General features: G+C 71.5%; 8 protein-coding genes. 7 read left to right on the top strand and 1 reads right to left on the bottom strand.

All coding sequences use genetic code 11. From position 1 onward, the window contains the following. Positions 1–261: 261 nt before the first annotated feature. From CCN44_RS09495 to CCN44_RS09465, 7 genes are all read left to right on the top strand, one after another. Complete coding sequence (locus CCN44_RS09495) at positions 262–1,746, top strand: APC family permease (protein WP_086697359.1); 1,485 nt, start codon at positions 262–264, stop codon at positions 1,744–1,746. Positions 1,747–1,836: 90 nt separating this feature from the next. Beyond that, positions 1,837–2,850 (top strand): acetamidase/formamidase family protein, encoded by a 1,014-nt coding sequence (locus CCN44_RS09490; protein WP_086697358.1) that lies wholly within the window; start codon positions 1,837–1,839, stop codon positions 2,848–2,850. A 69-nt stretch (positions 2,851–2,919) separates the two neighbouring features. Continuing rightward, positions 2,920–3,519: an N-acetylmuramoyl-L-alanine amidase gene (locus CCN44_RS09485; RefSeq protein WP_189397459.1), complete on the top strand. Its 600-nt coding sequence runs from the start codon at positions 2,920–2,922 to the stop codon at positions 3,517–3,519. A 105-nt stretch (positions 3,520–3,624) separates the two neighbouring features. Beyond that, positions 3,625–4,932, top strand: coding sequence for a GAF domain-containing protein (locus tag CCN44_RS09480; protein WP_086697357.1), 1,308 nt, complete (start codon positions 3,625–3,627; stop codon positions 4,930–4,932). 55 nt (positions 4,933–4,987) lie between these two features. Further along, positions 4,988–6,511: an acetaldehyde dehydrogenase ExaC gene (gene exaC / locus CCN44_RS09475; RefSeq protein WP_059247934.1), complete on the top strand. Its 1,524-nt coding sequence runs from the start codon at positions 4,988–4,990 to the stop codon at positions 6,509–6,511. Between the two features lie 501 nt (positions 6,512–7,012). Next, complete coding sequence (locus tag CCN44_RS09470; RefSeq protein ID WP_086697356.1) at positions 7,013–9,079, top strand: hypothetical protein; 2,067 nt, start codon at positions 7,013–7,015, stop codon at positions 9,077–9,079. Continuing rightward, positions 9,076–10,617: an ABC transporter substrate-binding protein gene (locus CCN44_RS09465; RefSeq protein WP_059247936.1), complete on the top strand. Its 1,542-nt coding sequence runs from the start codon at positions 9,076–9,078 to the stop codon at positions 10,615–10,617. Before CCN44_RS09470 ends, CCN44_RS09465 begins: the two co-directional genes overlap by 4 nt. A gap of 290 nt (positions 10,618–10,907) precedes the next feature. On the opposite strand, the gene CCN44_RS09460 is transcribed toward CCN44_RS09465, so the two are convergent. Continuing rightward, on the bottom strand, positions 10,908–13,019 hold a 2,112-nt coding region (locus CCN44_RS09460), incomplete at its 5' end, for a cellulose binding domain-containing protein (protein ID WP_208639740.1).

The following is a 13,019-nucleotide window of genomic DNA, read 5'->3' as shown; positions in this document are numbered from 1 at the left end:
GGGGACTGCGCGGACGCCTCCGAACCGGCGGGACACCGCTCCACGCACACCCGGGCCTCCCCCGATCGGGTGATCGAGTTGTCCACAGGCCGCGAGTTGTCCACGGAACCGTGGCACGCCCTTCTGCCCAACCGGCCCGAGTCGTACCGTGATTCACGCGAGGCCCGGCCGACGGACCGTCATGAGCGGGCCGGCGCACGCGGAGCGAGGAAAGCGCGCAGGCGGCAGGTGGCAGCGGACTGACACGTATCAGGGGGACGCATGGACGGGGAGCCGAGCGGGGGGCTGCGGCGCGACGCGATCGGATTGCGCGAGGTCCTGTTCCAGAGCATCACGGCGATGGCGCCGGCCGCCGCGGTGGCCGCGTCGATCCCGTCCGGCGCCGCCTTCGCGGGCGGCAGCCTGCCGCTGGCGGTGCTGATCGCCCTGGTGGCCTGCCTGTTCACCGCCTCCTGCGTGGCCGAGCTGGCCCGGGAGCTGCCCGCGGCGGGCTCGGTGGCGACCTACGCGGCGCGGGGCCTGCATCCGGCCGTCGGTTTCCTCGTCGGGTGGGCCTACGTCTTCGTGGAGATGCTGGTGCCGCCGCTGCTCCTCCTTCAGCTCGGCTTCACGGCGGCGGGCACACTACACGCGGAGTGGTCGGCGTATCCGGCGGACCTGTGGTGGCCGTGGTCGCTGGCGGGAGCCGGGGTGATCGCCGTCGCCGGCTGTCTCGGCGTCCGCGCCTCGGCCCGCCTGGGTGTCGTCCTCGGCGTCTTCGAAGTCCTCGTCCTCGTCGTGTTCGCGGTCCTGCTCATCGGCAGGGCGGGCGGCGCGAACACCCTGTCGGTGTTCGGCACGGCGCACACCGCCGACGGGTACTCGGGGGCCGCCGGCGTGTTCGCCGGGTCCGTGTACACGGTGCTGGCGTTCGCCGGGTTCGAGGCAGCGGCGCCGCTCGCCGAGGAGACCCGCGACCCTCGGCGGACCATGCACCGCGCGGTCCTCGGAGCGGCCCTGGGCATCGGCCTGTTCTACGTGCTCACGACCTATGCGATGACCGTCTATTTCGGTCCCGACCGGTTCGCGGAGTTCGGCGCCTCGGGCGCGGCGTCGTGGGAAGGCGTCGCCCGGGCCTCGTTCGGCCTGTTCTGGGTGCTGGTATTCCTCGCGGTGGTCAACTCCACGATCGCGAACGCCAATGCGTGCGCGAACGTCTCCACCCACACGGCCTTCGCCCTGGCCCGCATCCGCGTCCTGCCCGGCCTGCTCGCCACGCTGCACCCCCGGCACCGCTCCCCCGTGGCCGGCATCGCCGTGCAGACCGCCGTGGCCGTCGCGGCGGTGCTGGGACTCGGCCTCGCCTACGGCCCCGTGACCGCTTTCCTGCTCCTCGCCACGGTGATCGTCACGGTCGTCGTCGGCGTGTACATCATCGTGAACCTGTCCTGCGCAGGCTACTTCCTGCGCTCCGGCCGGGCCGCCGTCAAGCCGGTCCGGCACCTGCTGTTCCCGGTGCTGGGCAGCGCGGCGTTCGTCCCCGCCCTGCTGACGGCCGCCGGCCTCCCGGTGTTCGACTTCGTCACGGAACTGACGGCTCCGGTGTCCTACGCCGGTCCGGTCGTCGGCGCCTGGATGGCGATGGGTGCGGTGGTCCTCCTCGTGCTCGTACGACGTCACCCCGAGCGGATAGCCGAGACGGCGCGCGTGCACCTCGACGCGTACGACCCCGGGGGCGGACGGCGGAGCGGGACCGTGCCCCGTTGACCACCCGCCGGGTGGTACCGCTGACCATCCGCCGCAGCGAGGACTGCTGTGCCGGGCCCCGTCCACCGACCCGAAGGGAACCAAGCCACGATGACCGAGCCCCGGATCCTCACCGTACGCCCGGAACCGGACCAGTACGCCTGGACGTTCGGCGGAGCGGCGCCGCTGGCGCGGATCGCACCCGGTACGGTGCTCGACCTCTACACGGAGGACTGCTTCGCCGGCCGGGTCCGCTCCGAGAAGGACCTCGTGTCGGAGGTGTGCGAGTTCCCCTACCTCAATCCGCAGACCGGCCCCTTCCACATCGAGGGCGCCGAGCCGGGCGACACCGTGGCCGTGCACTTCGTGTCGATCGAACCGGCCCGGGACTGGGCGGCGTCCACGACGGTCCCCCTCTTCGGCGCGCTCACCTCCACGCACACCACGGCCGCGCTGCAGCCACCGCTGCCGGAGCGGGTCTGGATCTGGCAGCTGGACCGGGCCCGGCGGACCGCGCTGTTCCAGGCACGGGACAGCGACTTCCGGGCGGAGCTGCCCCTGAACCCGATGCACGGCACGGTGGGCGTGGCGCCCGCCAACCTGGAGGTGCGGTCGGCCCTGGTGCCGGACGCGCACGGCGGGAACATGGACACGCCCGAGATGCGGGCCGGCGTCACCTGCTACCTGGGCGTCAACGTCGAGGGCGCCCTGCTCAGCCTCGGTGACGGGCACGCCCGGCAGGGGGAGGGTGAGACGTGCGGGGTGGCGGTGGAGTGCGCGATGAACACGGTGGTGGTCGTGGACCTCCTCAAGGGCGTCACCACCCCGTGGCCCCGGCTGGAGTCGGACACCCACATCATCTCGACCGGATCGGCCCGCCCGCTGGAGGACGCGTTCCGGATATCCCAGCTCGACCTGGTGCAGTGGCTGGTGCGCGACTACGGGTTCAGTGAGCTGGACGCGTACCAGTTCGCAACCCAGGCGGTCGAATCACCGTTGGCCAACGTGTGCGACACGAACTACACGTGCGTGGCCAAGCTCCGCAAGGAGTGGCTGCCCGCGCGGGAGACGTACCGCGCAGTGCACGCACGCCTGCGGGAGACCGCGCGGGCCCTGCGCGGCTGACGTCTCCGCCGTACCCCTGACTCATCGACGGCCTTCCGAAGGCATCCCGAAAGGCATCCCGCCATGGACATGGACCGAGCACGACCTCGGCTCAGCCGACGACGGCTGCTGAAGGGCGCGGCACTCGCCGCCGTCCCCTACGCACTGCTGCCCGAGCCGCGTGCCGGAGCGCAGACCGGGTTCGTCGACTACCCGCCCGCCGAGTGGCGGCCGGCGAGCAGTTCCAACTACACGGTGGCCGACCGCCCCGGCGACTACGCCATCGACCGCGTGATCATCCACGTCACGCAGGAGACGTACGCCGACACGCTGGCGATCTTCAGCAATCCGCAGAAGAAGGTCTCCGCGCACTATCTGGTGCGCTCGGCGGACGGGCACGTCGCGCAGTGCGTGCGCGAGGCGGACATCGCCTGGCACGCGGGCAACTGGAGCTACAACACGCGCAGCATCGGCATCGAGCACGAGGGCTGGGTGGATCGGCCCGCCTACTTCACCAACGCCCTGTACGAGGAGTCGGCGAAGCTGACGGCGGCGATCTGCGCGACGTACGGCATCCCCCGGGACAGGGAGCACATCATCGGCCACTACCAGGTGCCCGGCACCGACCACACCGACCCGGGCCCGAAGTGGGACTGGGTGCGCTACATCAGACTGGTCAACTTCGCCTAGCCGGGGGGCGGAGCCTCCGTCGCACCGGTTGTTGGCGCGAACACCCGGGGTGACGATGGTTCCAGCAGCCGTGGCATCGCCGTTTCACCTTCCGGGGAGGCCGAGTTGACCGATCCGTGGGTTGCCCTGGAGCCGGGGGCCGACCCCGCCGAGCGGGTCCGGGTGCTGCGCCGGGCGCACGAGACGTTCACCACGGCGGGGACGGTGCCGCGGCCGGTGCGGTCGGTGGTGGCGGAGTCGTGGCGGCGCAGCGCGCGGGCGGGTGTCGGGCCGGACGGCTCCGCCAGCGTGGAGCTGACCGACGGCGACCTCGGCGCCTACCGCGCGGAGCACCCGCTGGCCCGGGTGATGCCGCTGTTCCGGGAGCTGATGGGCACGTTCGCCGCCGACGGCGAGCATCTGCTGGCGGTGTGCGACGCCCACGGCAGACTGCTGTGGGTGGAGGGGCACGCGGCCACCCGGCGCCGCGCGGACCGGATGAACTTCGTCCCCGGGGCGCGCTGGTCGGAGACCGCGGTCGGCACCAACGCGCCGGGCACCGCGGTCGCCGTGGACCGGCCGGTGCAGGTGTTCGCCGCCGAGCACTTCATCCGGCGGGTGCAGCCATGGACGTGCGCCGCCGCGCCGGTGCACGATCCCCGTACCGGGCGGGTCCTCGGGGCCGTGGACATCACCGGCGGGGACGGGCTGGCCCATCCGCACAGCCTCGGCTTCGTGCGGGCGGTGGCGCGGGCGGCCGAGGCACAGCTCGCCCTGCTCACCCCGCCGGGCGCTGCCGACCAGGCGCCGCTGCTGAGCGCGCTGGGCCGGGACGAGGCCGAACTCTCCCTCGACGGGCGGCGGATGAGGCTCAGCCGTCGGCACAGCGAGATCCTGGTGCTGCTGTCCCGGCACCCCGAAGGGCTGAGCGGAGACGAGCTGCTGTGCGGGCTGTACGCGGACGAGTCGGTGACCCCGGTGACGCTGCGTGCCGAACTGGCCCGGCTGCGCAGGCTGCTGGGACCGGGGCTGCTCGCCTCACGGCCGTACCGGCTGACGGCCGCGGTGGAGTCGGACGCCACCGTGGTCGAGCGGCGGCTGGAGACGGGCGGGCTGACCGCGGCGGTGGAGGCGTACAGCGGGCCGCTGCTGCCCGGATCGCAGGCCCCGGCGATCGTCCGGCTGCGGGAGCGGCTCGCGGGCGCGCTGCGCACGGCGCTGATCGCGCACCGGGATCCCGACCTGCTGGCGGACTGGGCACACGCGCCGTGGGGTGAGGACGACATCGAGGTGTGGCGGGCGCTCGCCGCGGTGCGCCCGACGGCTCCGGTGCGTGCCCGGCTCGCCGCGCTGGAGGCCGAACTGGCGGTACCGGCCAGCCGTTTCCCGGCGCGGGCGCGCGGTGCAACGTACTTGCAACGTCCGCTTGCCTAGCCTCGCGCCGACAGCTGCCCAACGGCGGGCAGCGCTGCACCGGGAGGAAGACAGGATGACTCGTTACGCGGCGCCGGGCACCGAGGGCTCGATCGTCTCCTACCAGGCGCGCTACGACCATTTCATCGGCGGCGCCTATGTGCCGCCGGCGCGCGGGCGGTACTTCGAGAATCCGTCACCGGTCAACGGGCAGCCGTTCACGGAGATCGCGCGCGGTACCGCGGAGGACGTCGAGCGGGCGCTGGACGCGGCGCACGAGGCGGCACCGGGGTGGGGCCGTACGCCGGTGGCGGAGCGCTCCGACATCCTGCTGAAGATCGCCGACCGGATGGAGGCGTACCTGGAGCCGCTGGCGGTGGCCGAGAGCTGGGAGAACGGCAAGCCGGTACGGGAGACGCTGGCGGCCGACATCCCGCTCGCGATCGATCACTTCCGCTACTTCGCGGGGGCGATCCGGGCGCAGGAGGGTTCGCTGGGCGAGATCGACGACGACACGGTGGCGTACCACTTCCACGAGCCGCTCGGGGTCGTCGCGCAGATCATCCCGTGGAACTTCCCGATCCTGATGGCCGCCTGGAAGCTGGCGCCGGCGCTGGCCGCGGGCAACGCGGTGGTCCTCAAGCCGGCCGAGCAGACCCCGGCCTCCATCCACTACTGGATGAGCCTGATCGCGGACCTGCTGCCGCCGGGCGTGGTGAACATCGTGAACGGCTTCGGGGTGGAGGCGGGCAAGCCGCTGGCGTCCAGCCCGCGGGTGGCGAAGGTCGCGTTCACCGGGGAGACCACGACCGGGCGGCTGATCATGCAGTACGCCTCGGAGAACATCAAGCCGGTCACCCTGGAACTGGGCGGGAAGTCGCCGAACATCTTCTTCGACGACGTGTGGGCGCACGACGACGACTTCCGCGACAAGGCGCTGGAAGGGTTCACGATGTTCGCGCTCAACCAGGGCGAGGTGTGCACGTGCCCGTCCCGGGCGCTGATCCAGCGCGGCCACTACGCGGAATTCCTGGAGGCGGCCGTCGAACGCACCCGGCGCATCAGGCCGGGCCACCCGCTGGACACCGACACCATGATCGGCGCGCAGGCCTCCAACGACCAGCTGGAGAAGATCCTCTCCTACCTGGACATCGGCCGCCAGGAGGGCGCGAAGATCCTCACGGGTGGGGAACGCGTGGAGTACGACGGCGAGTTGAAGGGCGGCTACTACGTCCAGCCGACCATCTTCGAAGGCGACAACCGCATGCGCATCTTCCAGGAGGAGATCTTCGGCCCGGTCGTCTCGGTGGCCTCCTTCGACGACTTCGACGACGCGATCAAGATCGCCAACGACACGCTGTACGGTCTGGGCGCGGGCGTGTGGACCCGGGACATCAACACCGCCTACCGCGCGGGCCGCGCGATCCAGGCGGGCCGGGTGTGGACCAACTGCTACCACGCCTACCCCGCGCACGCGGCGTTCGGCGGCTACAAGCAGTCCGGGATCGGCCGCGAGACCCACAAGATGATGCTGGAGCACTACCAGCAGACGAAGAACCTCCTGGTGTCGTACTCGCCGAAGAAGCTCGGCTTCTTCTAGACGCAGAAGACAGGGCGCCTGACCAGGGAGGATGCTGGTCAGGCGCCCTTCTCGGCTGCCGCTCGGTCCGCTGGCGGTTCTGGCCTTTCCCGGAAGGTGACTAGGTGCAGGGCGGGATGAGCGAGCGCTCCCGAGCGGCAGTGCGGAGGGGGTTCCTGCGGTCGCCTGCCATCTCGGCCGGCCGGGCACGGCCGCCGCCCAGGCGTCCCACGTTCTCCTCGCAATGTGACGGCGCTGGCTGTACGTCAGGACCGGCGGACGCCGTGCCGGGGACTGCCGGTTCGGGTGATCGAGAAAGCGGTGTAGCGCAGCACCTGTGGCCGCGGGGCGTTCGTCGTCATGCACCGGCCGCGGGACGGGCCCGCGGGTATGCACCGCCGCGATCAGCGGGGGGCGTGGTGGAGAATCTGCCGAAGGTGTACTGCGTGTCTCGATGTGAGGTGCGACACTTGTTGTTCGGGCCTGACGAGGCGTCACTGAGTCGGACGACGGGGGATCGCAGTGACTCTGTACGGACGGTCGGCCGTGCTCAACGAGCTGGTGCCCGAGCTGGTGGGGCTCAAGCCGGAGAGTCACAGCCGATTGCGCATACCGGGCGGGAGCCCGCTGCTGGTCCAGTGCACCGGCGGGCGGCGCACCGGCAAGACCGCGCTGCTGGAACGGCTCGCGGAGCGGTACGCGCAGCGCATACCGCAGGCGTACGCGGATCTCGGGGCGGACGATTTCGGCCAGCCAGGGCTAGCGCCCCCGGACGACGACAGCACCGCCAACGCGTCGCGCACGACGGATCTCCTCTTCTATCTGATGGACAGGTTGAGCCAGCAGCCCAGAGAGTTCCGCGGGAAGCTGGCCTTTCCGCGGCTCACCCAGGGGCTGCTCGCGGTCACCAGCTGGCAGTCGGTCCAGCCCGCCGAACTGGCCGCGGCGCGGAGCCGGCTGGCCGGACTGCTCCGGGAGAGCCAGCCGGATGTGCAGGAACGCAGGAACCGGGTGGCGGGCTGGATCACCCAGGTCATGGAAGGGCTCGGCACCGTGCCGGGGCTGGGGCCCGGGCTGAGGGAGATCGTGCCGCCGCTCGCGGAGATCGTCACCACCGAGCTGCTCGGCCCCCATGCCAACAGGGACGGGCTGAGATGGTGGTCCGAGCGGCGGGTGAGCTCCCAGGGCGACGCGCACGCCCAGCTGACCGAGCTCGCCATGCGGTTCCGCGGCGACCCCGATGACCGGCGACTCGCGGAACGGCACCTGCACGCCGCCCTCCTGGAGGACATGGCGGACCACTACACGCGGCTGCGCAGGGCGAACCGGGTGCCGCGCCCGCTGCTGCTGCTGGACAACGTCCATACGGCGCTGGGCCAGGAGGTCTGGGACACGCTGACCCGTGTGTGGCACGAGGAGGCCCCTCGGACCCGGCCGGGTGTCGTCGCCACTTCCCTCGCCGCGGAGCCGGCCGCCCCTGATCCGGAGAGCACCCCGTCGACGCGGAGTGTGGCGGGCCCGTTCTGGAGACAGGAGTCACCGGACGTTCCGGCCGGCTGGGTGCTGCGGTTGCCGCTGGCGCAGCTCGGCCTCGACGAGGTCAAGGAGATGTTCGGCGCGGACCGGCCGGAGCCCGGCGTGGCTCAAGTGATCCACAGGCTCAGTGCCGGACGGGCCGGGATCGCCCACACGCTGGTGCAGGCCGTCCGGGCTCAGGCCCTGCGCGGGGAGCCCCTCGACGTCCGCTCGCTGCTCGACGTGCCGTACGGCGCCGAACAGGGGCCGTCCGTGAACGAGCGGCTGCTCCGGATCCTGATCCCCGCCGAGGTCGCCAGAGCACGTCTGGTCTACTACGCGCCGGCTCTCGACGACTCGGCCGCACACCAACTCAGCGCTCACTACCCGCCCGGCGACCCCGGGGGCGTCCCCGTGCAAGAGGCATTGGTCCAGCTGCGGGACGATCACTGGGGCCGCTGTCCCTGGCCGGGCGTCGACGGGCCGTTCGTCGGCGACCCCACCCTGCGCGCCCTGCTCCTGCACGACCTGCGCCTACGGGCCCAGGAGACGCCGAGCGGCGAGCAGTGGAGGAACATCCACCTCCTGCTGCGCTCCCTGTACGCACCGGACGTCTACGGCGGCACCGCGGCCGTGCACGACGTCCGCTACCTGCACCACTCGCTCGCGATCGGTGACGCGGACACGGTCGCCCAGGCCCTGCACCGCCGCCTGGCCGAGCAGGACGCCCCGTCCTGGCTCACGGCCCTGAACCTGATCTGCGCGGCGCCGCACCCGCCGGCGAACCTGGCGGACCCACCCGCGGCGCCCCTGTCCTGTTGCACGGCCGACGACGATCCCGTGCATCAGGCCGTGCGGCTCCTGCTGATCAACCTCTGGGAGCAGTCGCACCCTCTGGCACCGCCTGACACGGAAAAGATCAACAGTGTCCGGCTGCAACTGCTCACGCTCGCCCAGCGGAGCGCCCCTGCGGCCCAGCGGGTCTTCTTCCAGGCGTACGAGCAGTGGCCACTGCTCCTGAACCGCTGGCGTCAGGCGCCCGACTTGCCGACCTACGGAGAGGCCCGCACATGAAGCTCTGGCCTGCCGGCCCCCTGTACCAAGCGCTGCTGGTCATGGTCGCTGCCACCGCCGTCGCGGCCGGCGGCTACTTCGTCTACCGCTCCTGGTTCGCCGACGACCCGGCCTGCGCCCCGGGGGTGTCCGAGCGCGGCCCCCGGCACGAGTGCGTGGGGGTCACGGACGGCGCCTACGCCTACGACCCCTCGCTGAAGGAGGTCACCAAGCGTATCGAGGCCGAGAACAAATGGGTCGAGAAGCGGACCGAGGGGGCAGGTACGTCACCCGCCACCATCGCGCTGATGATCCCCATGATCTCCGACAATCCCGCCGAACAGCGCGAGTACGTGGAGCAGGTCGAAGGCGCCTACCTCGCCCAGTACCGCGCCAACCACAACACCAACAGGCAACCGCCCATCCGCCTCCTGCTCGCCAACCCCGGCCGCGGCTACGAGCACTGGCCCGTGGTCGCCGAGCAACTGGCACAGGCCGCGTCCGACGAGAAGCAGAACCTGCGGGCCGTGGCCGGGATCAACATCAGTCTCCCTGAGACCAAGGCGGCCATCGGCCATCTGACCAAGCAGCTGCACATCCCGGTGGTCGCCGGTCCCATGACCGCGGACGACATCGCGAACGAGGAGAAGAACCCGCACCGGTATCCCGGCCTGGCCCGCGTCGCCCCCGGCAACGCCGACCAGGCCGACGCCCTCGCCTCCTACGGCAAGGACATCAAGCCCGCCGAGACCATGGTGATCGAAGACATCCGTGAGGGCGACAACTACCTGGAGAGCCTGCGCAAAAGGTTCGAGGAGCTCGCCGACGGCGCCCCCAACGCACCGGAGACCTTCCGCTCCCCGCCCGACTTCAACGACGAAGGAAACCTCGCCAACGACTTCCACCAGATGGTCCCGGACATCTGCACCTCGGCCGCCAAGACCATCTACTTCGCCGGACGCCCGGTACAACTGAGGCAGTTCCTGATCGAATTGGGCGATCGGAACTGCAACAAGCACTACACCGTCATCACCGGCTCGCACGCCTCCACACTCACGGTCGACGAGAAGTTCGCCGACCACTGGGACGCGCTCACCAAGGGCGCGGGCATCACCCTCCGCTACGCCGCACTGGCCCATCCGGACGCCTGGGGCGACAAGAGCACCGAGAAGACGGGAGGCAGCAGGGCCGCGCTCAAGGAGCTGACCGGCCTGCTGCCGAAGGTCGGCGCCACCCCGTCCGACCTCGTCGACGGCCGGATCATCATCACCTATGACGCGGTCGGCACCGCAGTGGAGGGCATCCGCAACGACGCCGTGGGCAAGGTGACGATGCCCACCCTCGCCGAAGTCGCCGACAACTGGCTGCGCCTGCACGGCACCAACCGCGTGGAGGGCGCCAGCGGCTGGATCTGCCTCGACCAGTACGGCAACCCGCACAACAAGGCGGTTCCCATCGTCCACCTCGACCCGCGCAAGAAGACAGCCCTCTTCGACCGCATCACCTGGCCCGCGGACCGGGCCCCGGACGTCAACTGCTCGATTCCCAGGCAGGGGTGAGCACGAGGGGCCGTCGGGCAGCGTTCGCTCCCGCCGGCCCCGACAGGCGTCGGTCGCCAGCCCGCTCGCCCGCCGACACCGAGTCGCGGCCGACGCCGCTGTCCCGCCGGGCGGAAGGCCAGGTGGGCCGTGTGGTGCTGCCCCGCCGTGGGGGCTGAGCGGGGGGCCCGCGCCCAAGCGGGCCCCTGCGTCCCGGCCTCCGGACGGGCTGTGCACGGCGGGGCCGGTCGTCAGCCGTTGAGGCGGAAGACCGTCGGCTCGGGACGGGCTGTGCACGGCGGGGCCGGTCGTCAGCCGCCCGAGCAGACGGTGCCGTTGAGGCGGAAGACCGTCGGCTCCGGGTTGGGCCCGTCGTTGGCGCCGACGAATCCGAAGGAGGCCGTCGATCCGCCGTCCGGGGCCAGCGGCCCCGCGCCCTCGGGGGCGGTGACCCGCACGTGCCGGCCGGTCTGGTGGAAAGCGGCGTTCCATCCGGAGGACACCGATTGACCGTCGGCCGGCCAGTCCCAGTCCACGGTCCAGCCGGTGATCGCGGTACTGGAGAGATTGCGTACGGTGACGGTGGCGACGAAGCCGTTGCCCCAGCTCGTGTCACGGTGATAGCTCACCGCACAGGGGGCCTCAGGTGGAGTGCCGGTGGTGAAGGTCAGCGGGGACGAGGGGGCGGAGAGCCGTCCGGAGGCATCCGCCGCCAGCACGTTGACCGTGTGCGAGCTGCCCGGTGGCAGGTTCCGCAGGGTCACGGACGTACCGGTGGTCGTCTCGCCGACCAGACGGGTGTGCGCGCCGTCGCGCTCCTGGACCAGGTAGCGGGCGGCGCCCGAGGCGCTCTCCCAGGACAGGCGCGCGGTGGTGTCGGTCACCGCCTCCAGCCTCGGTGTGCCCGGGGTTCCGGCAGCCGAAGCCCCAGGGCCGGTCCCGGGCTGCGGTTCGAGCGTCACGGTCAGCAGCGCGTAGGGCGGCACCGTGGCCCGGGAGGCGGACACCTGCCCGCCGGTGACCGCGGTGATGTCGCTGTCCCCGCGTGCGTACCGCCTGACCTCGGGTGCGGTGGCGGACGGGGTGAAGCCGGCGTAGTCGAGGTCGACGGTCCGTGCGGTGTCCGGGTTCTTGTTGACGAGCAGGACGCTCAGCCGCCCGTCGCGGCGGAGCACGGCGTGTGCGGAGACGTCCTGCGCGGAGGACTCGGCAGCGACCATGGTGTCGCCCGCGGTGCCGAGTTCGCTGGTCATCTTCATGCCGTAGTAGGGGTGGAACGGCGTGTTCGGCGCCGGCTCGCAGACGTCACCGGTGCAGGCGCCGCTGGACAGCATCCCCATGTCGCCGTAGTCCGTCTCGCCGTCGACGGTGGTGATCTGGCCCGCGCCGTTGTGGGTGTTCCACCAATCGACGCTGAACACGCCGTTCTCCAGAGCCGTCATCAGCGCGTCCGCGGCGAAGAGGCCATTGGGGCGGGCGGTGAGCCGGGCGCCACCGGTGTTGGTGTTTATCTCGGTGAGGGCGATGCCGATGCGCGGTGAGCCGGCACCCGCGTACCGGTCGATCTGACTGCGCACCTCCCGCAGTTCCCCGGGCAGCCCGGCCAGCCTGTCCAGCGCGTCCTGCGCGGTGGTGTCGGATCCGCCCGCGTACCAGTGAACGCTCACGAAGTCGATGACGTCGGTCACTTCGGACAGCACCGTGTGGTTCCAGTCGCCCGCGTCACCCTCGCCGACCACGCCGTCCGGCCACTGGCCCGGGGTGGTGAGAACCGCGCCGACCTTGACCGTCGGGTCGACGGCCTTCATGGCCGCGGCGTAGGCGCGGACCTGACGGGCATACTCGCGTGGGCTCTTGTCCTCGTGCTCGTCATGCTCCCAGCCGCTGCCATAGTGACCGTTGCCGTAGATCTCGTTACCGATCTCCCAGTACTTCGCACCGTAGTCCTTGGTGACGTTCGCGTACCTGACCCATTCGGCCGCCTCCTCGGGCGTGCCCGAACCGTAGTTGGCGATCAGGATCGGCTGTGCCCCGGTGGCTCGGACGGTGCCCATGAAGGAGTCGAAACCGGTACCCGGAGCGACGTATCCCCCGGGCGCCGTATGGGTCTTCCAGTGGTAGATGTCCGCGTAGGAGCCGCCGGGGTAGCGCATAGCCCCGACGTCGGCCTCCGCCATCAGGCCGGCGACCTCCGGGTCGTTCATGTGCGCGTCCCAGATCGCGGCATTGACGCCGCGGGCGGTATCGGGCAGCCGGCCCAGAGCCGCCTGGGCATTGACCCGGACTCCGACGTCCGCGACCTCGGCCTCCTGCACTGCGGCGGGCGCGATGCCGGCCAGCGGGGAGAGCAGGGCCAGCGCGGTGGCCAGGACGGCCGCGCCGCGCGCGAAGGGGCGGGCGCCGGCACCGGCCGGCCGGCCGGG

Source organism: Streptomyces tricolor (assembly GCF_002155905.1).
GTDB classification, from domain to species: Bacteria; Actinomycetota; Actinomycetes; order Streptomycetales; family Streptomycetaceae; genus Streptomyces; species Streptomyces tricolor.
This window is presented reverse-complemented; position numbering and strand designations above follow the sequence as displayed.

What these genes read in the sequence shown, in the direction of transcription:
- CCN44_RS09495 (WP_086697359.1), top strand. Translation starts at nt 262, where the DNA reads ATGGACGGGGAGCCGAGCGGGGGGCTGCGGCGCGACGCGATCGGATTG.
- CCN44_RS09490 (WP_086697358.1), top strand. Translation starts at nt 1,837, where the DNA reads ATGACCGAGCCCCGGATCCTCACCGTACGCCCGGAACCGGACCAGTAC.
- CCN44_RS09485 (WP_189397459.1), top strand. Translation starts at nt 2,920, where the DNA reads ATGGACCGAGCACGACCTCGGCTCAGCCGACGACGGCTGCTGAAGGGC.
- exaC (WP_059247934.1), top strand. Translation starts at nt 4,988, where the DNA reads ATGACTCGTTACGCGGCGCCGGGCACCGAGGGCTCGATCGTCTCCTAC.
- CCN44_RS09465 (WP_059247936.1), top strand. Translation starts at nt 9,076, where the DNA reads ATGAAGCTCTGGCCTGCCGGCCCCCTGTACCAAGCGCTGCTGGTCATG.